The organism is Sphingobium sp. YBL2 (assembly GCF_000943805.1).
Taxonomy (GTDB): Bacteria; Pseudomonadota; Alphaproteobacteria; order Sphingomonadales; family Sphingomonadaceae; genus Sphingobium; species Sphingobium fuliginis.
The window spans coordinates 3,129,483-3,150,423 of record NZ_CP010954.1 but is presented as its reverse complement, the minus strand read 5'-3'; the positions used below and the strand labels follow the sequence as shown (position 1 = coordinate 3,150,423).

At 60.0% G+C, this 20,941-nt stretch carries 20 protein-coding genes and 1 tRNA gene; 12 read left to right on the top strand and 9 right to left on the bottom strand.

What is annotated here, in order from left to right; translation table 11 throughout:
- Positions 1-2: 2 nt before the first annotated feature.
- Entirely contained in the window at positions 3-635 is a 633-nt protein-coding gene (locus tag TZ53_RS14540) for a protein-L-isoaspartate O-methyltransferase family protein (RefSeq protein ID WP_044661744.1), read from the bottom strand.
- A gap of 200 nt (positions 636-835) precedes the next feature.
- On the opposite strand from TZ53_RS14540, the gene TZ53_RS14535 reads away from it, so the two are divergent.
- From TZ53_RS14535 to TZ53_RS14480, 11 genes are all read left to right on the top strand, one after another.
- Positions 836-909: transfer RNA gene (locus TZ53_RS14535), tRNA-Cys, on the top strand.
- Positions 910-1,074: 165 nt separating this feature from the next.
- Complete coding sequence (locus TZ53_RS14530; protein WP_044661743.1) at positions 1,075-2,304, top strand: tyrosine-type recombinase/integrase; 1,230 nt, start codon at positions 1,075-1,077, stop codon at positions 2,302-2,304.
- Positions 2,268-3,185, top strand: a complete 918-nt coding sequence (locus TZ53_RS26860; protein ID WP_157009828.1) for a hypothetical protein — start codon at positions 2,268-2,270, stop codon at positions 3,183-3,185. The genes TZ53_RS14530 and TZ53_RS26860 overlap by 37 nt, the downstream gene beginning before the upstream one ends.
- A gap of 173 nt (positions 3,186-3,358) precedes the next feature.
- Positions 3,359-3,532 carry a helix-turn-helix domain-containing protein gene (locus TZ53_RS14515; RefSeq protein WP_021225338.1) on the top strand — a complete coding sequence of 58 codons (174 nt, stop codon included), beginning with the start codon at positions 3,359-3,361 and terminating at the stop codon, positions 3,530-3,532.
- A 111-nt stretch (positions 3,533-3,643) separates the two neighbouring features.
- Positions 3,644-4,252 carry a hypothetical protein gene (locus TZ53_RS14510; protein ID WP_052628217.1) on the top strand — a complete coding sequence of 203 codons (609 nt, stop codon included), beginning with the start codon at positions 3,644-3,646 and terminating at the stop codon, positions 4,250-4,252.
- 207 nt (positions 4,253-4,459) lie between these two features.
- Positions 4,460-4,831, top strand: a complete 372-nt coding sequence (locus TZ53_RS14505; protein ID WP_044661740.1) for a hypothetical protein — start codon at positions 4,460-4,462, stop codon at positions 4,829-4,831.
- Entirely contained in the window at positions 4,828-6,672 is a 1,845-nt protein-coding gene (locus TZ53_RS14500) for a type IV secretion system DNA-binding domain-containing protein (protein WP_044661739.1), read from the top strand. The genes TZ53_RS14505 and TZ53_RS14500 overlap by 4 nt, the downstream gene beginning before the upstream one ends.
- A complete protein-coding gene (gene mobF / locus TZ53_RS14495; RefSeq protein WP_044661738.1) occupies positions 6,672-9,434 on the top strand; it encodes a MobF family relaxase in 2,763 nt (920 codons plus the stop codon). The genes TZ53_RS14500 and mobF overlap by 1 nt, the downstream gene beginning before the upstream one ends.
- A 337-nt stretch (positions 9,435-9,771) precedes the next feature.
- Positions 9,772-10,461, top strand: coding sequence for a dual OB domain-containing protein (locus tag TZ53_RS14490; protein WP_157009827.1), 690 nt, complete (start codon positions 9,772-9,774; stop codon positions 10,459-10,461).
- 38 nt (positions 10,462-10,499) lie between these two features.
- Positions 10,500-11,108 carry a DUF488 domain-containing protein gene (locus TZ53_RS14485; RefSeq protein WP_052628216.1) on the top strand — a complete coding sequence of 203 codons (609 nt, stop codon included), beginning with the start codon at positions 10,500-10,502 and terminating at the stop codon, positions 11,106-11,108.
- Positions 11,109-11,115: 7 nt separating this feature from the next.
- Positions 11,116-11,562 (top strand): DUF488 domain-containing protein, encoded by a 447-nt coding sequence (locus tag TZ53_RS14480; protein WP_044661736.1) that lies wholly within the window; start codon positions 11,116-11,118, stop codon positions 11,560-11,562.
- 8 nt (positions 11,563-11,570) lie between these two features.
- On the opposite strand, the gene TZ53_RS14475 is transcribed toward TZ53_RS14480, so the two are convergent.
- The 8 genes from TZ53_RS14475 to TZ53_RS14435 all read right to left on the bottom strand — a co-directional run bounded on the left by TZ53_RS14475 (position 11,571) and on the right by TZ53_RS14435 (position 19,142).
- Positions 11,571-12,197: a GTP pyrophosphokinase gene (locus tag TZ53_RS14475; RefSeq protein WP_044661735.1), complete on the bottom strand. Its 627-nt coding sequence runs from the start codon at positions 12,195-12,197 to the stop codon at positions 11,571-11,573.
- On the bottom strand, positions 12,194-12,583 hold the full coding sequence (locus TZ53_RS14470) for a hypothetical protein (protein WP_044661734.1): 390 nt from the start codon (positions 12,581-12,583) through the stop codon (positions 12,194-12,196). Before TZ53_RS14470 ends, TZ53_RS14475 begins: the two co-directional genes overlap by 4 nt.
- Positions 12,584-12,692: 109 nt before the next feature.
- Positions 12,693-13,916, bottom strand: coding sequence for an IS256 family transposase (locus TZ53_RS14465; protein WP_044660505.1), 1,224 nt, complete (start codon positions 13,914-13,916; stop codon positions 12,693-12,695).
- Entirely contained in the window at positions 13,852-14,463 is a 612-nt protein-coding gene (locus tag TZ53_RS14460; protein ID WP_157009826.1) for a hypothetical protein, read from the bottom strand. The genes TZ53_RS14465 and TZ53_RS14460 overlap by 65 nt, the downstream gene beginning before the upstream one ends.
- Positions 14,464-14,678: 215 nt before the next feature.
- Positions 14,679-15,850, bottom strand: a protein-coding gene (locus TZ53_RS14455; protein WP_101756503.1) for an IS3 family transposase whose coding sequence is annotated in 2 segments (ribosomal slippage) — positions 14,679-15,598 and positions 15,598-15,850 — 1,173 coding nt in all. Because the reading frame shifts where the segments join, the coding sequence is not laid out codon by codon here.
- A gap of 287 nt (positions 15,851-16,137) precedes the next feature.
- The gene (locus tag TZ53_RS14445; protein WP_084694382.1) at positions 16,138-17,532 is read right to left on the bottom strand and encodes a three-Cys-motif partner protein TcmP; all 1,395 of its coding nucleotides are present in this window, start codon (positions 17,530-17,532) and stop codon (positions 16,138-16,140) included.
- 206 nt (positions 17,533-17,738) lie between these two features.
- Entirely contained in the window at positions 17,739-18,053 is a 315-nt protein-coding gene (locus tag TZ53_RS14440; RefSeq protein ID WP_044661731.1) for a hypothetical protein, read from the bottom strand.
- Positions 18,054-18,320: 267 nt separating this feature from the next.
- Positions 18,321-19,142, bottom strand: a complete 822-nt coding sequence (locus TZ53_RS14435; protein ID WP_044661730.1) for a DUF5131 family protein — start codon at positions 19,140-19,142, stop codon at positions 18,321-18,323.
- Between the two features lie 703 nt (positions 19,143-19,845).
- On the opposite strand from TZ53_RS14435, the gene TZ53_RS14430 reads away from it, so the two are divergent.
- Positions 19,846-20,766 (top strand): nucleotidyltransferase and HEPN domain-containing protein, encoded by a 921-nt coding sequence (locus tag TZ53_RS14430; protein WP_044661729.1) that lies wholly within the window; start codon positions 19,846-19,848, stop codon positions 20,764-20,766.
- Positions 20,767-20,941 lie beyond the last annotated feature (175 nt).

The window sequence follows — 20,941 nt, the reverse complement described above, 5'->3', positions numbered from 1 at the left end:
TTTCAGAACACAAATCTTTCCGGCGCGGCGAAGCCCGGAAGCACAACCATTTCGATGTCGGCGAGGCGGGAAAGACCCAGCACGCCCGACACCACCCGGCCGCTGCACAGACGGGTGACGCCGCGCTCGACGATACCCGTCACCACCCGCGCGCCATCGGCAAGCTGCTGAACGAGCGCGGCGGGCACTTCCTCCACCGCGCCGTCGACAAACAGCACGTCATAAGGCGCGCCGGCCGCGGAACCGGCATTCAGGGGGCCGCGGACAAGGGTGATGCCGTCGACCGCGATCTGCGGCCCGCCCTCTTCCTCGACGGCGGTGACCTGCGCGCCCAGCGCCGCGAGCAGCGCCGCGCTGTACCCGGTCGCCGCGCCGATCAGCAGCACCTTGTCGCCCTTGAGGATCTGCGCTTCCTTGAGCAGGCGGCCCGTCACCAGCGGCGGATTGAGCGCACGCCCGTTCGCCAGCGGGACCGGCCGGTCGACATAGGCCATCGCCCGCCGCTCGGCCGGCACGAATTCCTCGCGCGCCACATGCGCCATCGCCGCGATCACGCGCTGATCATCCACATCGCTGGTGCGAAGCTGGCTTTCGACCATGGCGGTCCGCATCGATGAAAAATTCTGCTCGGTCACCACAATTCCTCGACTGGGATAGCTTTTAGAAAAGCTGTATTAGGAAAGCAATACAGCAAAGATATAATCGGACCTCTAAATCAGCGGACAAGCCACGCCAAGCGGCTTTGCGCACCGCGGCGCCAGAATCTTGCGCCCCAATATAACAGCGCTGCTTGACTTTGCATCAAAAGCCGCACATTTGCGGCCACCCATGCCGAGGCCCGATGGCGGAGTGGTGACGCAGCGGACTGCAAATCCGTATACGCCGGTTCGATTCCGGCTCGGGCCTCCAAAATCCTGTCAGCGCGAGCGTGTTGACAGTTGAAAAAATCCCAGATTTCCGCTAGTTTAAGGCTACTCGTCGGTTGTCGGCGATGGCCTCCATTTGCCTGTAGCCGCGAATGATGGGGGCCTTTTCTCGGGGCCTCACGAGGCCCCCACAGAAGCGAGGCCCCCAATGGCGCTGACCGACACGGCAATCCGCAACGCCAAACCAAGAGAAAAGCCCTACAAGATCACGGACGCGCAAGGACTTTATCTTCTGGTCAATCCAAAGGGCAGCAAACTCTGGCGCGTCAAATATAGAATGGACGGCGTGGAGCGAAAGCTGGCGCTGGGATCATATCCTGAAATCACACTGGCCGAGGCACGATCGGCGCGCGATGCGGCGCGCAGGCAACTCGCCCATGCGATCGATCCTAACGTCGCCAAGCGTCAGGCTCGCATTGAGGCCAGCATCCGGGCCAACAACAGTTTCGCTACCGTGGCCGAGGAACTGATTGAGAAGAAAACGCGGGAGGGGTTGGCGGAACCGACACTGGAAAAGATGCGCTGGTTCGTGAAGCTGCTTGGCGGCGATTTCGGCAAGCGTCCCGTCGCTGAAATCACGCCGCAGGAACTGTTGCATGAATTGCGTAAGCATGAACGACGGGGCCGGTTGGAGACGGCGAATCTTCTCCGAGCGTTCGCCAGCCGTGTGTTTCGCTATGCGGTGGCGACAGCGCGGGCCGAGCGTGACCCGGGCCAACTGCTGATAGGCGCGCTGACTACGGCGAAGGTCAAGCATTTCCCCGCGATCACCGATCCGGTAGCTTTCGGTGCATTGCTTCGGGCAATCGAGGATTATCAGGGCGATCCCGCTGTCATGTATGCCCTAAAACTGACACCTCATGTTTTCCAACGTCCGGGCGAAATCCGACAGATGGAATGGGCCGAGGTGAATTTTGAAAAGGCGGTCTGGATCATCCCGGAAGGGAAGATGAAGATGCGCCAGTCCCATTCGGTGCCCCTATCCCGCCAGTCGCTGGCAATCCTAACTGACATGCGGTCCCTGTCCGGCTCCGGGCGTTATGCCTTCCCGTCGATCAGGACACGGACAAGGCCGATCAGCGATAACACGATCAACGCCGCCTTGCGCCGCATGGGCTTTTCCAAGGATCAGATGACCGCCCATGGATTCCGCACGTCTGCGTCCTCGCTGTTGAACGAATCCGGCAAATGGAACCCCGACGCCATCGAACGGGCGCTGGCGCATATGGTCGCGGGTAGTGTTCGGCGCATCTACAACCAGTCGGCCTATTGGCCGGAGCGGGTCGAAATGGCCCAGTGGTGGAGCGATTATATCGATGAACTGCGTGAAGGAGGAAACCGATGCATGGCGGCAAGACACCCGCTCTCTCCCAAATAGAGCGTCCCGGTAGCGATCATCACCGCGCCCTTCCGCACATTGCTGCAAGGCTTCTGTATGCCAAGGAGGCAGAACGCGAGGCGCTTCTTGAGATCGACAACATTGCTGCCGGGATTGAGCGAAAGGTTCAAACCAGATTTCTGTTTTGCGCCATTGTGTTTTCCCTATCCGCATTTTTTGCGCTGATTGGCTTCTCAGTTTGGGGCGCGGAAACTTTAGCCCAGCATGATCTTGGCCAAAGGCCAGCCTACCTTATTTTCCCTTTGATCCTGATCGCTGCCGCAGCCGCCATATACTGGCGAAATTTTCAGTATGGGCTTGGCTTGGTTCGGCATAAACGCCCGGCCCTGTATGGAAAAGGCCGTCAGTCCACTATCGATACGCTTGAAAGGCTTTTTGACTATCTTGGCGACCGAACCGGTCCCAAAGCCTATTTTTATGATCGAAAAGGCACCAGGCATCCGGTTAGCCGTCGCCATTTTTTTGGCCGGTTGAGGGGGTTGCTCCTCTCTGAAGAACCCGGCGCGCGCTGCCTTGTAATGCCTCCCAAGGGATTTTGGTTCAGCGCACAGATATTCGTGGAAGCGGAACCGGAAGAAATCATCCGCGCCCTTAAGGTCAGGCCGCAGGCGGGAGGACGGCCAAAGGAATATGACTATGAGGCAATGCTCCTGACCCTGATCGAGCATCCGAGCCTATGCGCGATTGATCCCGAAAGCAGCCGTGTCGAAGCACAGATCATGAAATTGATCCATGCCCGCTGCGATCCCAGCGAGGATCATTGCAACAACATTTCGGTGCCTGAACCTACGGAATTGCGGAAATTCGCCAAGAGAATCATCGCGGCGATAAAAAATAACCGAAATCCACCTACTCCATGAAAGACCGCATTACCGAAAACGCGCGGGAAAACGTCGGTTCTCTCAAAACCGATTTACCGAACTTTTCGAACATTGGCGGATTCAGGCGGCTTTCAGGTTCCCGCACGACCCAGCCCCAGCCTTGTGCAACTTGAGGCGTCTCCCACCGCGAATCATCAACTACGGAGGCTCACATGGAACCACTTGCCATATCCATCAATGATACCGCCAAGGCGCTGGGCGTCGGGCGATCATCGGTTTACGCCCTGATAAAATCCGGCGGACTGGATGCGATCAAGATTGGCAGGCGAACCCTGCTGACCACCGAGTCAATCCGGCGCTTGGCGCAATCGCGAACCGTCATCTGACCCGCAGGCGCTACGCGACCCCAGCCTTTTGAGTTGGCGGGCCGCTCCGCGCCTACGTGCATCCCCCGAGCCCTGAACTCTCGCAACCGTGTTTTCACGGAAGGAGGCCCTATGCTCATTTTCCGCAAGGCAGTTGATCGACTTGCCGACCTGCTGCGCCGGGACCGCAACGTCACCTATCGCGCATTCATCAATGCCCGCATTGCGCCCTATGTAACGCCGCTGCTCGACAGGATTGTTGCCGACAACGAGGACGGCGACACGCTCCGCAATTCCCTGATCCCGTGGGGGCGAGGCGAACGTCCTTCCATCGCCATCTATCGCGGCGATATTTCCACATGCCGGATCGACGGGCCTTGGCAAATAGCGGACGATCATTGGCTTCCGTTAGGCGGCCTGATCGTCACGACAGGCGTGACCGCACATTTGGACCCGTTTGAGGCGCAGGAACTGCATAAGCGGATGCAGCGGGCAATCGAGGATGTGACCGTCGCATGGGTCCACGAGTATGAGCTTCGCAGCCACCCCCGAGGACCGGAGACCATCGACCGGAGCGTGTCCGATCTAGTCGCCAAGGCGATGATCGCGGCATGGATTTTCGGCAAGCGTGAAGCCGACACCAAGCCGGACCCAAGCCCGGACATGGCCCGCGATTCCTGTTTCGACGACCCCGGCGACCGCTTGTGTGCCCTTTGCCGGAAGGGACTGGGTCATGCCTGATCCAGTAGCCCAAATGGCAAGGTTGCTGGGCTGCGATGCTACGCATCGAGCCGACAATTCAGATACACACCTCACGCACGGGTGCATCCAGCATTTTTGCGGGTTTGACGGGATGCGGATAGCATCCCGTCAAACGGGAGGGTGCGGAAGTGGCGCAATTGCGCCATTTCCCGCGATGGCGAATAGCATCTCGGCTGGAGCGGCATCATGAGCGCCCGCGCCCAGACCGTGCGGCTCTCTCCAGCCCAGCACCGCACCCTTGCCGGCTTCGCCAGGCAGCGCGGCCTCAGCGAATATGCCATGCTCGCCCGCGTCGTGGACACGGGACTGGCCGCCCTCGTCCAGGGGACGGGTCGAGGGCTCGACACCCGCGAGATCGTCACCGAACTGACATCGGTCAGCACGCGCATCGTGGACGTAGAGCGGATGCTGGACCGCGCGCTGTTCACCGCCTGCGCCGCCTATTGCTACGCCCGCAGTGCGGCCAGCGGCGCGCGCAAGAGCGACGCGGTCGTCACCGAGGAGATCACCGCCGCCTACAATCGCCAGCGGCGGCTCGCGCGGGAGAACCGGCCATGACCCGCCCCGACGATCACCGCAACCATGCCGATGCCTTGCGCAAGCATCATCTCAGCACGCAAGGAGCCCGCCTCAAGCGGCAGGCGCTTGTCATGCTGGCCTCGGTTGCTCTCGGCGGCGTAGCACTGCCCAACGTGATGCTGGGCCGCGACACGATGCTTGCCGCCGGCACCTACTACTGGGCCAGGACCAAGCTCTGGGCCGTGTCCGGCTGGGAAGCCGATACCGGGATCGACGTGCACTTTCCCGACCATATCGAGGAAGGACGATCGGCGCGCCAGATCATCGCCCATCCCTATTTCCGGCGGCGCGTCGATTTGGTCTGGGCCTGGGCCAAATGGGGATGTTGGCTGGGCTTCGGCATCTGGTTTGCGGGCTTGATCGCCTCACGCGGCGCGCTGGCGCGGCGGCGCGAGCGTCTGCTGGCCGATCGCTGGATCGGCGGAACGCAGGTGGTGGACGAGAAGCAGCTTGCGAGGCTGACCGGCAGGCAAGCTGACGCCCGCACACTGTCGATCGGCAGGGTGCCGATCCCCGCCCGTCTGGAAACCCGGCATATGGCGATGATCGGCACCACGGGTAGCGGCAAGACCACCGCCTTGCGGCAATTGCTCGATGGCATCGAGGCGCGCGGCGAAGCCGCGCTGGTCTACGACACCAGCGGTGAGTTCATCGCGCACTATTACGATCCGGCGCGCGGCGACGTGATCCTCAATCCGTTTGATGCCCGCTGCGCCTTCTGGTCGCCCTTTGCCGAGATCGCCCATCCGGCAGACGCCGACCGCATCGCCCACCAGTTGATCACCGAGACCGGCCAGCACGACAGCGACGTGTGGCTAGATACCAGCCGCATCCTTGTCGCCAATATGATCCGGGCTTTGTGGCAGGAGAACAGGCGCACCCTGCCTGACCTGCTCCACGCCCTCAAGAACCGGCCCAAGGACGACTTGAAGGAATGGCTCGCGACCAGTTCGTCGGCGCGGACTTTCGCCGACGATGCCGACCGGGCCACCGGCAGCGTGCTGTTCATGCTGGCGAAGGCAGCGGACCTGATCCAGTTCCTGCGGGCCGAGGACGGCAAGGCCAAACCCTTCGCCTTCCGCAGCTTCATCGAAGCGCTAGACCGGCATCCCGGTGCGCGGCCATGGATATTCGTGCCGAGGAAGGAGGATTACTTCGAAGCCTCCAAACCCCTTCTCGCCTGCTGGCTGGAATGTGCGGCCAGCGCGGTGCTGGGCCTCCGCCCTTCCGAGGACCGGCGTATTTGGTTCGTGCTGGACGAACTGGCCGACCTGCCGCGCGTCGACAATCTGGCGCGGCTGCTGCCCGAGGGCCGCAAGTTCGGCGCAGCAGTGGTGCTGACCTTCCAGGCGCTGGGGCAGATGCAGCACCGCTATGGGCCGCAGATCGCTGAATCCATGCTGGGCTGCTGCAACACCAAGCTGTTCCTGCAAACCATCGACAGCGACACCCGCCAATGGGCCAGCCAGACCATTGGCACTTCAGAGATGGAGATCCGCACCAAGACCGACATGCTGGGTGACGGCGATGAAGGCCACCGCATCAATCTGGGCCGGATGCGCGAGGTGCGGCCCGCCGTCATGGAGAGCCAGCTCCGCCTTGCGCGGCACGACGGCTATCTCCTGCTCCCTGACGGCCTGCCGGTGGCCAGGATCAGGCTGGCCGCCGATCACATCGCGCGGCGTGGTGCGCCCCGCCAGCTGGGGTTCATTGCTGCCGATCCGGCGACCATGCTCTGGGGACAGGCTGCGCACGCAGCGCCGCCATCACCAGCGCCGTCCTCACCCTCCCCGAAGCCTGACAGTCAGGGACCGGTGTGATGGTGGCTTCCGTCTCTGCCCTCACCAGTTCGGCGCAGGCCAGCAGCTATTACGAGGCCGACGACTATTATGCCGAGGGCGGGCTGTCGCCCTCCCAATGGCATGGGGCTGGCGCGGAGGCGTTGGGTCTGTCCGGCGAGGTGGATCGCGGTGAGTTCCGCGCTCTGCTCGACGGCCAGATCGGCGATCAGCAGCTTGGCACGTTCCGCGACGGTCAGTTGGAGCATCGTCCCGGCTGGGACGTGACCTTGAGCGCGCCCAAGTCGGTGTCGATCATGGCCGAGGTAGCGGGCGACCGGCGGTTGATCGAGGCGCATGGGCAAGCCGTGAAAACCGCAATGACCCATGTCGAACGCCATATGGCCGCCACCCGTATCCGCGATGGCGGCACCGTTGCCCGCGAGGCGACCGGCAACTTAGTGATCGCGAGCTTCCTGCACGGCACCAGCCGTGCCCAGGACCCGCAGCTTCATACCCACAATGTCATCCTGAACGCGACGCACGGCGAGGACGGTGCCTGGCGCAGCCTGGAACCGCGCGCGATCTATCAGCTCCAAAAGCAGATCGGGGCGATCTACCGGCAGGAACTCGCCTTGAAGGTCCGGGAATTGGGCTATGAGATCGAGGCGGGCAAGGAGTCCACGTTCGAGATCAAGGGCGTCTCCAACCAAGTCATCGAGGCGTTCAGCACGCGGAGCGCGGAAATCGAGGCAGCACTTTCCGAGCGCGGCACGTCCCGAGAGACCGCCAGCGCCGCGGAGAAGCAGGTTGCCACGCTCGACACCCGCGAGGCTAAGGTTGCCGCTGATCATGCGGGGCTTGTTGCGGAGTGGCGAGAGACGGCAGCCAAAGCGGGGTTTGGGGCGGAGGTAAGATTGATGATGGTCAGGGAGGCCGAAGTCAGGGCGGCCGATCCCACCCATCGTGCGGCAATGGAATTTCAGGGCGAGAATGCCGCCGCCGGCACCGTCGCCCATGCCGCCGACAAGCTGGGCGAGCGGCAGTCGGTGTTCTCCGCCGCCGCCTTGCAGGAGGAAGCCGGAAGGATCGGACTGGGTCGGATCGGGTACGCCCAGATCGGGGCGGCGATCGAGGTGGCCACCAAGCAGGGCGATTTGATCGACCGCACCCATATCGACCGGCGTGGTGCGGAATTTGCCGGGTTCACCACGCGTCAGAATGTCGAGACCGAAGCCAGGATGCTGCGGATCGAGGCCGAGGGGCGCGGCGGCCTCGCCCCGATCGCTTCGCCGCTTGCCGCCGCCAGAGCTGTTGCCAGCGCAGCGGCGCAGGCCGGGCGCACAGGCCATGACTGGAATCCCGATCAGCGCGCCGCCACCGAGCAGTTGCTGACCAGCCGCAACCGGATCACCGCCGTTCAGGGCTATGCCGGCACCGCCAAGACCACAACCGTGCTGGCGACCTTCGCCCGCGAGGCCGAGGCGCGGGGGATAGCGGTGACCGCCCTGGCTCCGACCGCGTCAGCGGCGATGGTGCTGGGCGAGACCCTGGGCACGCGCGGCGATACCGTTGCCCGGCACCTGCTGTCGCCAGAGCGTGGAGAGCCCACCCGGCCCGCCGCGTGGATCGTGGACGAGGCATCGCTGTTGTCGGCGCGCGATACCGCGCGGCTGTTCGACCTCGCCGCGAAGCATGACGCCCGCATCGTGCTGGTTGGCGACGTGAAGCAGTTGGGTTCGGTCGAGGCGGGCGCGGCCTTTGCCCAGTTGCAGGGCGCTGGCATGGAAACCGCCAGGCTGGCGGAGATCGTACGGCAGAGCAATCTCGCCACCAAGGAGGCCGTGCTGGCGTCGATCGAGGGGGATGCCAGGAAAGCCATGGCCGCGCTGGACCGGGGTGGTGGGCAGATCATCGAGAGCGCGGAACGCTCGACACGCTTTGCGGCCATCGCCGAGCGGTACGCCGGGCTCGACAAGGCAGGGCGTGCCCGCACCATCGTAATCGAGCCGTCGCGCGAAGGGCGCGATGCGTTGACCGCCGACATTCGCGCGGCGCTCAGCGCATCGGGGGCGCTGACCGGGCCAGCCGTCACGGTGGAAGCCCTCGTCAACAAGGGGCTGACCCGTGCGGAGGCGCGCGATCCCTTGAGTTACGACAGGGGCGACGTGGTCCGCTTTAATCGCGACTATGCCGACAAGGGCGTGGTGCGGGGTGCAGCCTATCGCGTCGAGCGCATCGATCCGGCCAGGGCCGCCATCGCGCTCAAGGCGGAAGATGGGCGCGAGGTGGACTGGCGCTTGCGGCAATGGGGTGCAGGGCATGCCCAGGCCTTCTCGGCCCAGCCGATTGACCTGAAAGCGGGCGATGCCGTCCGGTTCATCCGCAACGACCGCGAAGCGGGACGGATCAACGGTGCACGTGCCGAGGTGATTGCCGTGGATCAGCAGGCTCGCACCGCGACCATCCAGACCACGCATGGCAAAAGGGAAACGCTTCATCTCGATTCCGCCCGCGACCGGCATATTGCTCACGCCTATGTCGATACCGCCTTTGCTGCCCAAGGGCGTACCGCCGACCACGTCATCATCCATGCCGACAGCAAGGCCACCAACCTGGTCGATCAGAAGTCCTTCTACGTGGGTATATCCCGAGCCAGGGAATCCGCGACCATCTTCACCAATGATCGCGGCAAGCTGGTCGCCGCGATCGGTGAACGGGCCGGCCAAGTGCAGACTGCTATTGCTCAGGTCACGGTGTCGGGGCTAGCCGCTGGTAACGCGAAAGGAGTTGGAATGGGATGAAGCTCGGCTCGCGTCCACGAGCCTGACCCGGCGGAGAAAATCAGTTATCCCACCCTGCCTTTCTAATCCGGCATTTATTTGTCTGCTTCAGCGCAATGGAATGACTAGTTCGACAGATGAATCAGACCGGCTTACGTTCGGCTTAGGAGGCACTCAGTCGCCAACTATTGAAAAGTGACATAGGTTGATCGGCATTAATGCATGCAATAAGGGTGATCAAGATGCATGATCGTAATAAACCGTCCCCATATGTACACGTTATCGTAGGAGCTCTCATACCACTTGCAAATCACGATATTAGACCCTCAATATAAGGCAAGAATCAAGGGGGTGTAAAATGCCAAATTATGACAAGACTATACTTTGCCTTGCCAACTCTCGGAAGACCAGTGGCCGGTGCATCGCTGGGAGGGAAATAGCCAACGGCAATCTGGGTGCGTGGATTCGTCCGGTGAGCGCCCGTGAGAACGCGGAACTGTCGGAAGAGGATCGTCGGTTCGAGAACGGACGCGATCCACGCGTTCTCGATATTGTCCGGATCACGCTGATTGAGCCGAAGCCACATGCTTTCCAGATCGAAAACCACCTGATCGACGCCGACTATTACTGGACCCTCCAAGGCAGGGCGACATGGCAGCAGGCGCGCGCCGCAGTGGACGGAACGGGGCGGCCGCTGTGGAGCAACATGTCGTCGAGCTATAGCGGCGTGCATGATCGCGTGGCAGAGGATCAAGCCGTCCCCGCCGACGGCTCCCTACGGTTGATTGAGGTGCATGATCTGCAGGTCAATGTCGTAGTGGAGGGCGCAGAGTTCGGCAACGGCAAGCGCAAGGTCCGCGGCCGTTTTACGCATGGCGGCGTGCAGCACTATCTGTCGATCACCGATCCGCCCGTGGAGCGCCAATATCTCTTGGGGCAAAACGGAGCGATCCAAGTGGGCCATGCTTTGCTTTGCATCAGTCTCAGCGAGCCGTTTAATGGCTGGGCATACAAGCTCATCGCTGCTGTCATCACTCCGCAAAACTGATAATCTGGCCGCCAAACACAGGAATCGACTAAACGGATATGATGCACGTTCTGAGCATAGGCCATTCGACACTCGACTATGAGCAGTTCGCTGCACGGCTCAATGCAGCAGGCGTCACCGCCATAGCCGATGTGAGAACGTCGCCCTTTTCCCGGAACTTCGCTCATTTCAATCGGGACGTGCTGAAGGACGCACTCGCCCGCGATGGAATAACCTATGTATTTTTGGGTAAAGAACTGGGCGGCAGGCCAAAGGGGGAGGAATATTACACCGATGGCATCGCGGACTATGAAAAGATGGCGCAGTCCGACCTGTTCCAAAAAGGGCTGGAGCGAGTCGAGCAGGGAGCCCGCAAATATCGCATTGCGATGATGTGCTCCGAGCGCAACCCACTGGATTGCCATCGCTGCCTACTGGTCGGGCGGTCGCTGGCCGAACGCGGCGTGACCGTGAGCCACATTCTTTCCGATGGAAGGACCTTGACACAGTCGGACATCGAGGAGCAGCTTCTGATCATGGCCGGAAATGAGCAGGACGACATGTTTGCCTCGGCGGCCCAGCGTCTCAACGACGCATATCGGGGACGCGCTCGCAAAGTCGCGTTCGCCGAAGCCTCACCGCCTTCCGACGCGGTGGCTGCCGAATAGGAGATTTATGTCCAAGACCTTCGTGACCACGATCGGCTTCACCAAGACCAATGCCGAAGGCTTTTTTGAACGACTCCTCAGCGCCGGAGTAAAGAAGGTGGTTGATGTGCGGCTGCACAACACCTCCCAACTAGCGGGTTTCGCTAAGGCTGACGATTTGTCGTATTTTCTTCGGAAGCTCGGGGCAATTCAATACGTCCACCAGCCGTTGCTGGCTCCCACCGACACGATGTTGAAGGCTTACAAGAAGGAGAAGGGCGAGTGGAGCGTCTATGAAGATCGTTTTCTCGGGCTCATGCGGGAGCGCAAGATCGAGACGCGATTGAAACCGGAAATGCTGGAGGGCGCTTGCTTGCTATGTTCCGAAGCGACCCCACACCATTGTCATCGGCGGCTCGTGGTCGAGTATCTCAACGGCAAATGGGGCGAAACGCTTGCCGTGAAGCATCTCTGAGAGGCCGACTAATGAGCAGCGTTTCCCCCGCTGTGAAGTTCGGAGAACAAGTCTTGAAACGCATGGTCAGCCCCCCACGCCTGGGCGGACGTGAACGCCAGCATCCGTTTCTGATCGGGTGTAAGCACTCCACCCTCGGGCTTATACCCGAGATCGTGATTTGCCTCCGACCAGGCGTGTTGAAATAGGGTCTTGATCTGAAGCTCGAAGAATTGGGGGATGCATTCTTTCGGCCATTCGGGAAGGATAAGCTCCTGTGGAAACAGGCATACAGAATGCCAGCCGAAATAGCCGAACTCCCACTCGGATGCGGGCACGAGATCCTTCGTCTCTACAGGCCTGAGATAACGCAAGAGGATTGCCCGGACGCGCTCCACATCTGCCTTGTAGAACACCGTCACGCGCGCGCCGACCTGGTCCTGAATCTGCGAGAGCGGCTCGGAATATTTGCGTATACCGGCGCCATCGACATTTTCCGCCTTTCTCAGAAACCGCTCGACCCCCTTGGGCCTGGCGCTGATGCGGTCGATCCGGGGTTCGCCGTTCAGATGTTCTCCGATCAACTCGGCAAGAGATGCCGCTAGCGGCACCAAGACCGCGTCATGGCGGGCCCGGTAGTCTGCCTCGACCGTCACCGTGAAACTCTCTCGAACTTGGTGCTGACTACTCGGCCCGTGGCGGAATAGGTCACATCCCCATTTTCATCGGGCTCGCCATGATCGAACACATTGTCGAACTCGGTCGCGGCGGCGGTCAGTATCGCTCCGGAGTCGAGCTCGACCGACTTGTAGGGAAGCTGCCGGTTGAACTCCTCTGCGCTGAATCTGAATTGCTCGTTCAGCAGCCCGGGGTGCTTCATCTGGCCGACGATCGCCTCGCGCGCTGGCTGCGACAGTCCGAAGCGGCCGAGGAAGTCACCGGCGGTCATCACCTGATCGTTCAGTCCGGCACCGAGGGTCGCCGCTGCGGTGATCTCCTTTTTGATTTCCAGATTGTCCGTGATCTTCGCCGCGTTGCGCATCGCGACGGCGAGGACCCGGGTGCCGGTCGCAGATGTGGTGCGAAAGTCTGACGCGAGGAATTCGGTTAGGGACTGTCAGGAATTTCGTGTGCGGCGAGGCGGTTGACCATCAGGCCGTCATGGCCCTGATGAAGCGTTCGCCGAAGAGAACGGCAAATTGAGCCTTCGCCATGTTCCACTCGCGCGGCGGCATTTTCCACTCTTTTTCCGATCGGTTCAAGATCAGATAGAGCAGCTTGGTGGCGGCCTCATCGTTGGGGAAATGACCTCGCGCACGAACGGCGCGGCGGAGCTTTGAATTGAGGGCCTCTATCGAGTTTGTCGTGTAGACGATCCGCCTGACTTCTTCAGGAAACGCGAAAAATGGGATGACTTCGGGCCACGCCCTGCGCCAGCTCTGGCCGATAGCCGGATAGCGTTGCCCCCAGAAGCCCGCTTCGAAGGCCGTCAGCGCTTCCTCGGCGGCTACGGCATCGACGGCGCGGTAGATGGCCTTCAGAGCTGCCCCAAGCGCCTTACGGTCTTTCCATGCCACGAAATCCATCGAGTTCCGCAGCAGATGGACGATGCATGTTTGAACCATCGCTTCGGGGAAGACGGCGGTGATGGCGTCGGGAAAACCCTTCAGGCCATCGACGACGGCCAGCATGATATCCTCGACACCGCGGTTGCGCAGTTCGTTCATGACGCGCAGCCAGAACTTGGCGCCTTCATTCTGCTCCAGCCATAACCCCAGGACCACCTTGGTGCCGTCGGCCATGACGCCCAGGGCAATATGGATCGCCTTGTTGCGGACCATGCCTTCGTCGCGGATCTTGACCCGGATCGCATCGAAGAAAACCAGCGGATAGGCTGGGTCCAGCGGGCGTTGCTGCCAGGCTGTGACCTCCTCCAACACCGCGTCCGTGATCGTGCTGATCAGGTCGGGCGAGGCCTCGATGCCATACAGTTCGCGCAGATGCCCGGTGATCTCCCGGGTGCTCATGCCGCGCGCGTACATCGAAATGATTTTGTCGTCGAAGCCGGGGAAGCGTCGCTGGTATTTGGCAATCAACTGCGGATCGAAGCTGCCAGCCCGATCGCGTGGCACCTCGATCTCGATCCGTCCTCCGTCGGTCGTCACTGTCTTGCGGCCATAGCCGTTCCGGCTGTTGTTCCCTTGCTCCTCCTGGCCAAGATGGTGATCCATCTCCGCATTGAGCGCACGTTCGGCAAAAGCCTTCTTCAGGGAATCAAGCAGGCCGCCCTGGCTGAGCGCTGCCGCCGCGTCAGTGCCGGCAAGCAGCTGATCGAGAATGTCGTTCGGTATCGAGGGTTCTTTGCGTCGTGACATATTGGGTCTCCTTGTTACCCATTATGCCTCGCCACACACGAAATTCCTGACAGTCCCATTCGGTTATCCAGTAGCGCGAAACTTCGGCCTCGCCGCTGTTTATCTGTTTATCGACCGCCTTGCCCGTCCAGTATCCCTGATCGTTGACCGTGTCCTGATAGAGCACGGCCTTATATGATCCGACGCTCTTCAGGAACACGCGTTCGACGAATTGGACGCTCAGCGCCTCCCGGTTTTCGTCTGCGAGAATGCCGCTGTGGGCCGCGAATCTAGCAATCACGATCTTGCGCTGCTGGCCGATCATCCCCGTCGCCAGAAACAGTAGGCCAAGCGCTGAACGTCGTGTCGAAAACGAGCCGAGGCGGGTCGCCAAGGACAGCCCCGTATCAACTGACGGCGCACGCGCATATGCCAGCAGCAACGTGCGGCAATCGTTGCGAGCGGTCCCGTCATCAGCCCTGTCAAACGCGATGTCTATCGCACATTCCCGTTCGGATTTTGCATAGACATCTTGGAGAAGATCGAAAACCTCGCCTTCCAGTGGCACGTCCGTCCCACCTATCGGGCGAGGAGGATCAATCCCCTTATTCGGGTACACCAAGTATGTGTGAAGATGTTCTATTGTCATACTCCCCCTTTGCCCCGGTCAACGCGTGATAGCCGCTGCGCACGACCATCCCATAAACTCTGATAGTGCAGATTTCCCAAATTAAGAAACGCCCATAGCGGGTGACCTGACCCCCTGATTTCCACCAGCGCGGATTAGAGGCTGGCAGCTTTGTTGCGCATGAGCGCGGGTTGAGCAATGGCCTGCGCAGCGGAGCCCGTAGGGCGTAGCGAAGCAGGCCATTGCTTATGCAGTTCAGCGGCGAAGGCCGCAGGGGTTTCGTATCCAAGGGATGAGTGCGGCCTCTCCTGGTTGTAATCCTCTGCCCAAGCGGCGATCACCACCCGGGCATGGTCCAGGCTCAGGAACAGGGTCTCGTTGAGCAGCTCGTCGCGCATCCGACCGTTGAAGCTCTCGACGTAACCATTCTGCATCGGCTTGCCCGGGGCGATATAGTGCCACTCCACCCCGACTTCCCCGCACCAGGCGAGGACGGCGTTCGAGGTCAGCTCGGTGCCATTGTCGCTGACAATCATCCCAGGTTTGCCGCGTTCGGCGATCAGCTCGCTGAGCTCGCGCACCACCCGACGCCCCGAGATCGAAGTGTCCGGCACCGCGCGCAGGCACTCGCGGGTTACATCATCGACGATGTTGAGCACCCGGAACCGGCGTCCCGTAGCCAGCTGATCATGGACGAAGTCCAGGCTCCATCGCTGGTTGGGTAGCGCCAGAACCGGAGCCGGTGCCCGTGCGCCGATGGCACGACGCCGGTTGCGCCTGCGTCGGACCGCCAGCTTCTCCTCGCTATAAAGACGCTGTGTCTTCTTCCGGTTGATCACCACGCCCTCCCGCCGCAGCAGGATGTGCAGCCGACGATAGCCAAACCGGCGGCGCTGCTGCGCAAGCTCGCGCAGCTTCGACCGAAGGTCAGCATCATCTTCCCGCTGTGACCGATAGCGCATGCTCTTCCGGTCAGCGCCGATAACACGGCACGCCCGCCGCTCGCTCATCCCCAGTACCGCCTGGAGACGAGCGACCGCCTCTCGCTTGGCAGCGGGCGTTACCAATTTTTTGCGAGAAGATCCTTCAGGCCGGCATTATCCAGCATCGCCTCGGCCAGCAGTCGCTTCAGCTTGGCGTTCTCGTCCTCAAGCGCCCGCAGCCGCTTGGCCTCCGAGACCTCCAGACCGCCATACTTGGCTTTCCAGTTGTAGATCGTCGCTTCCGACACGCCGTGGCGACGAGCCAAGTCGACAGTCTTCGCGCCAGCCTCCTGCTCCTTCAGCACGCCGATGATCTGCTCTTCTGTGAACCTTGCTCGCTTCATTCGTCCGTCCTTCCATCAGGTCAGACTCTAATCAAGCTTGGAGGAAAATCCGGGGGTCAGGTCACGGGAGCCAAAACAAGTTATAGTGTATCTGCATCCATTTTGATGGCCAATTGCGGCGGTCTCAAAAAGGGACGGCGATGGATAAGCCAACCTGAGGATTGAAAGTCCAATCAGGAATCATCAATGTTAGCGCTGTTTCGAAGCTTATGGTTTGGCATCGCCATTGTCTGAATGTGCATCCACGGCGGGCATTAACGGTCGCAAAATAATTCAAGCCTCCTCGGTCATGCCGCCTGATTAAAAATAGAAAAAAGCCTCGGCTCACGCGGTTGGCGGATCACATCATCCCAGCTGTAAGAGTCCGCGCGCTCCCGGACTATTTCGCCTACCACATTGCCGAGCTTGTCGCGCCTTTGTCCGAAAATGACGATTTCACCGGCATCGCGAAGTTCGGCCAGCTGGCTATCGACCAGAGCACCGATGACTGGCGTATCGTTAGCGCGTGCGGCGAAGAGCGATCGCTTCGTCATCTCGCTGCCGCTTTTCCACCCCGCATGCAGCAAGTCAGGTATCTGTTCCAGCAGCTGCTTTTTGGTTCGCGATGAGGCGTCGTCGTCGAAGACATAGTCCATCATCCCTTGCCTCACATCGACATTGGGATCGAACCCAAGCGAATCGAAGCCGGGCCCTCCGAAATGCTCTAGCGTGTTATTTGTTGCCCAAAAGACATTTCCCATCTCTTCTCGGGCTTGGTGGTGCTTGGAGAGATGGATCAACCAATAGTCTCGGTGCGACTCGGGCGGATGAACGAAGAACGGCGTATAGAATTCCGCGCCGGTACATCCTTGAATGTGCTTATATACTGTATTTTGAATGGCCCGTTTCCATCCTTTGAGACCAAACTCATCTTTGATGTCCAAGAGCGCGCGCACATCCTCTCGCTTGTAGTCGATCGCGGCAAGCGCACTAAGACTGGACGTCTTGTCATGCAGGAGATTGACGAGTGAATCGACCATGAAGGTCAATATAACCTCTGGATTCGCCAATTGGCCCATGATCCTGCGTACAGTAGCCATCTTGACGTCGCTCCACCCATACTGGTCGAGAAAAAACAGTGAGTGATGTGCTCTCCCTTTACTCCGGATGTCTGCGATGACGGATGGGGCAGTATCCTCGAATGTTGATGAGAAGAACCTGATCTTGCCAGCGTCAATCTGAGACCGGTATCCGCGCTTTATGATTTCCTCTTTCAAGAATGTGATATGGCTTGGATTCTCATCGATGAAGACGAAATCAACATCCAGATCAAAATCGGCGCGACGTGCCAGCAGGACGGCTCTCGCGCTCTCGATCGCCGTCAGTATTCGTAGGGGTGACCCGTCGACGGTATTGCCGTCGAACGAATAGAGCCCGCCGCCGCAGAAGCCATCCACGACAGTCATTTTCAATCGTGACTGGACGTGTCGCTTGGTCAACGTCGCGACATAGCGATCGACATAGGTGCTGTATATATCATGCTTCGCTAGACTATGCCGCCCAAGCTCCGGCAGCGCCAAATTGGGTCCCCAATGATAGCCAAGCTTTTCCTGTGAGCTTCGAACAGGCTTCGGTTTCGCCAGTTCATAGAGACCGGGCAGTGCCAGTGCGCCTTGATCAGTATCAGCCTTCTTTCTCGCCATGTTCGCTCTCGATCAGATCGCAAAATGTGAAGCAGTTATAGTGAACTGTGCACCAACCCATTGTCCAGTGTGATTCTGGAAAGTCGGCTTCGACCGCCGACTCTTCGGGAGCGAGCACCGACAGAATCTAATTCGATCATGCCACAATTGCCGAGACGTTTTTTCTTGAAATCGCCTGAAGTTTTGCTGTCGACCGTGTGCAGTTATTATCCGTCTGCCTTGAATTCGTAGATTGCTTCGCCAACAGCAATGAGCAGCCGCTCGCGGGAGGCTAGCGCTGACTGAGCGGTCGAGGCTTTGGCATTAAACCAAACCCAAGCCGATTGCGTGCGCCGCTCGACCTCAAAATTCAATTGAACCGCAGTCAATATAAAACGCAACTCCCACTGATCATCGCCCACCCTTTGACGAAGCTTTTCCTCCACCGCCTTGGCCAAATCCCGTAGTTTCTCAAACTCGCTGTTTGCTAGCCCTTCCTCCCGAACGACGATCTGGACGTAGCCGCCCGCCCATTTTCTCATGCTTATGCGACCCTTTGGCCGATCCCGCTCTCCCAAGTCGCAACCGAGAGAAGCGAATAGAGAATCCGCTTGCGCGAGACCTTCGAGGAGGCATCTTAGCCCGTCGCTATGCTGCACCTCCGGAATATCTCTAACTCGGTCTACATTGCCCCTAGTATCGACAAACCCGTAATTGCGGCAAATGTCGTTGAAGAGCGGGGGATAGGGGACCGTATTTCCATCGGAGGTTCCGTAATGCACCCGTAACGGCATTTCGTTCGCGCTCCCTCAGCTCATGGCGATGCGAGGAAGTCCATCCCAGGTCATCCCATCCAGCTCCCTACCGGCTGCCCTCTTGCCGATGCGCAGCATGGTGGTCCCGTCCTCGGCAGCAGCGCTTCTCGCCTTTGCCAGGTTGAGGCCCTGACCTGGGGCCCAGTCGCCCCACTGCTTGAAATGGAATGGAATGTCGGCTGCCATGCATTCATTAAGCAAGGTCCTGAACCAGGACGGGCTTGAGGGCCTGGCCTTCGGCCCGCTCTCCCCTCCGGTGATGACCCAATCGACCGCGTTGGTCCATTTGCGAAGCGATAATGGGCCAAGCAGCGGTTCCGCCGAGATAAAGCGAACCGCAGCCGGAATTTCCGCGAGAGATGCTAGTCGCATGTCTGCCCACTCCTGATTCTCGGTCGTGGTTCCCAGCCAGACATTTCTTGGCCATTTCGAGCCCCAAGGAACGCTCGACATCACTCGGTCAGGCCTTTTTGTAAGTAAAAGCCAATCGAGCGCTTCGGTGGACTCGATCAGCTTCCAGAGCCGCTCGCGGTGTGGGTCTAGATCGTCGCGGTCCTCGAACACATCCGCCATGGACGCACAAAATACACGCGCCCTCGAGTTCGTGGAGGAGGCTATCCGGTTCCATTGAAGAGGTTCACTCCAATGACGATCTCCAAAGAAGCGACGAGGGGCTTGGATGCCCCACACTGGTTCACCGAGCCGCTTGGCCCAACTCTCCGCGTAGCAATGCTTGCAGGCCGGAGACATCTTGACGCAACCCCACCACGGGTTGAAAGTGTGGGTGGTCCATTCGATCTTCGAGTTCTTCGCCAAGCATCGCTCCTGAACGTCAGCTCTATTTTATGCCGCCAACCACCTTAATGGCAGCACGCTTGGATGATTTAAAGTCACGGCCTTGCCTGCAAGTTTACCGTGTGCCTATCACAAGCCTTCGCCCGGAACAAGAAGAGAACGTGTGTCCGCTCTTTCCTATCCTGCAAACAACATGAACCTTGGCATGGACGATCGCATCGCCCGGTTCGTGTTGCAAAGGCAGGCCTCCGAGCTGGCCGCGCGCAAAAGATAGAGGTTGTAGAATGGCCCGGGCGCAGCGAAGAAAAGGCCTCAATTCTTCAACTTGGCACGGTCGTTGTTGGAGTGTTCAAGGGTAGCTCTCAGACCTTCAACATTAGCCGCTGCTTCGTTGAGCATGGTCGCCTCGTCCTTTTCGAAAGGGCCGCCTCTGTTTCATGGTCCTGTGGCAGGATGTTCGAAGTCGCCGCAGATGTAGAGCCGGGAGCATGCCGCAAATAGATTTCGGAACCGCTAGGGCTAGTCAACATCAGCGGATGTCGGTTCGCTTCCCGAACCCGAAAGCTTATAACCGGGTATACCCCCTAGCCCTTTAAGAAGGTTGCCAATGGCCGCAAACGCCCAGATTCAGCGGCCGCTACTGCGCCCTTCGCGATGAACGGACCACCACCTCGCTGCGATTGCGCTTGCCAAACAAGGGGGAATGCCGAAAGAATCCCGGCCAATGCGCACCGACATTGATCATCTTCCCCCGGCAAAACAGCGCGAGCTTGAGCGCATCGTCGAAGTAATTTTCGACGAGTTTCGCGGCGCAATTGAGAACGCCACCGGCGCCCGGAAGGGCGCACGCATCCTGAAGATCGTTCTCTTCGGCAGCCACGCTCGCTGCGACTGGATCGACGCGCCGCTGTCGGCGAACCAGTACAAGTCCGACTATGATATCCTCATCATTGTCAGCCAGAAGGAACTGACCGACCGGGCAGCTTACTGGGCAAAGGCCGAGGAGCGGCTGATACGTGCCTACACGATCGAGAAGACGCTGCGCACGCCGGTCAATTTCATCGTCCATTCGCTGCACGAGGTGAATGACGGTCTCGCCCATGGCCGCGTCTTCTTCATGGAAGTCGCCAAGGACGGGATCGCGCTCTACGAGGTAGATGGCAGCGAGCTGACGACGCCCAAGCCGAAAACGCCTCAACAGGCACTTGTCACGGCAAAAGAGTATTTCGAGGAATGGCTGCCCAATGCGGCTGGGTTCTTGAAAGGTTTCCACTTCTATGTGGCTGACGGAGATTGGAAGCGAGCTGCTTTCCTCCTGCATCAGGCTACGGAAAGCCTTTATCAGGGCCTGCTCCTCACGCTAACCTATTACACCCCATACAACCACAACATCGCCTTCCTGCGATCGCTGGCCGAAGGGCTGGACCGCCGCCTCTACGGCATTTGGCCAGAAACTACCCGCCGCGAACGCGCCATGTTCCAGAAGCTGAAAGAGGCCTACACCAAGGCCCGCTATTCCAGGCACTACCGGATCAGTGCGGAAGAACTGGCATGGCTTGGCGAACGCGTCGAGGAACTGGGCCGCGTCGTTCATCAGGTCTGCTCGGAACGGATCGCCGAACTGGAAGCCGCCGCCGGGAAATAGCGATCCCGCCAGACACCTTGTCCGGACTCCTCCTATCTGGCATATTCGACGGGACGGGATGGAAGGACTGGCGGCCATCCCGGGGATAACCCTGCTAGGCATCATGTAGGTCCGGCCCCTCCGGTCGGGCAGTTGCTGCAAGCCGTAGTGACGGCGCGCAGCGAACACCGCTTGC

What these genes read in the sequence shown, in the direction of transcription:
- TZ53_RS14430 (WP_044661729.1), top strand. Translation starts at nt 19,846, where the DNA reads ATGCGCACCGACATTGATCATCTTCCCCCGGCAAAACAGCGCGAGCTT.
- TZ53_RS14500 (WP_044661739.1), top strand. Translation starts at nt 4,828, where the DNA reads ATGACCCGCCCCGACGATCACCGCAACCATGCCGATGCCTTGCGCAAG.
- TZ53_RS14440 (WP_044661731.1), bottom strand. Translation starts at nt 18,053, where the DNA reads ATGAGAAAATGGGCGGGCGGCTACGTCCAGATCGTCGTTCGGGAGGAA.
- TZ53_RS14485 (WP_052628216.1), top strand. Translation starts at nt 10,500, where the DNA reads ATGATGCACGTTCTGAGCATAGGCCATTCGACACTCGACTATGAGCAG.
- TZ53_RS14480 (WP_044661736.1), top strand. Translation starts at nt 11,116, where the DNA reads ATGTCCAAGACCTTCGTGACCACGATCGGCTTCACCAAGACCAATGCC.
- TZ53_RS14510 (WP_052628217.1), top strand. Translation starts at nt 3,644, where the DNA reads ATGCTCATTTTCCGCAAGGCAGTTGATCGACTTGCCGACCTGCTGCGC.
- TZ53_RS14490 (WP_157009827.1), top strand. Translation starts at nt 9,772, where the DNA reads ATGCCAAATTATGACAAGACTATACTTTGCCTTGCCAACTCTCGGAAG.
- TZ53_RS26860 (WP_157009828.1), top strand. Translation starts at nt 2,268, where the DNA reads ATGCATGGCGGCAAGACACCCGCTCTCTCCCAAATAGAGCGTCCCGGT.
- mobF (WP_044661738.1), top strand. Translation starts at nt 6,672, where the DNA reads ATGGTGGCTTCCGTCTCTGCCCTCACCAGTTCGGCGCAGGCCAGCAGC.
- TZ53_RS14445 (WP_084694382.1), bottom strand. Translation starts at nt 17,532, where the DNA reads ATGGCGAGAAAGAAGGCTGATACTGATCAAGGCGCACTGGCACTGCCC.
- TZ53_RS14515 (WP_021225338.1), top strand. Translation starts at nt 3,359, where the DNA reads ATGGAACCACTTGCCATATCCATCAATGATACCGCCAAGGCGCTGGGC.
- TZ53_RS14465 (WP_044660505.1), bottom strand. Translation starts at nt 13,916, where the DNA reads ATGTCACGACGCAAAGAACCCTCGATACCGAACGACATTCTCGATCAG.
- TZ53_RS14470 (WP_044661734.1), bottom strand. Translation starts at nt 12,583, where the DNA reads ATGCGCAACGCGGCGAAGATCACGGACAATCTGGAAATCAAAAAGGAG.
- TZ53_RS14505 (WP_044661740.1), top strand. Translation starts at nt 4,460, where the DNA reads ATGAGCGCCCGCGCCCAGACCGTGCGGCTCTCTCCAGCCCAGCACCGC.
- TZ53_RS14530 (WP_044661743.1), top strand. Translation starts at nt 1,075, where the DNA reads ATGGCGCTGACCGACACGGCAATCCGCAACGCCAAACCAAGAGAAAAG.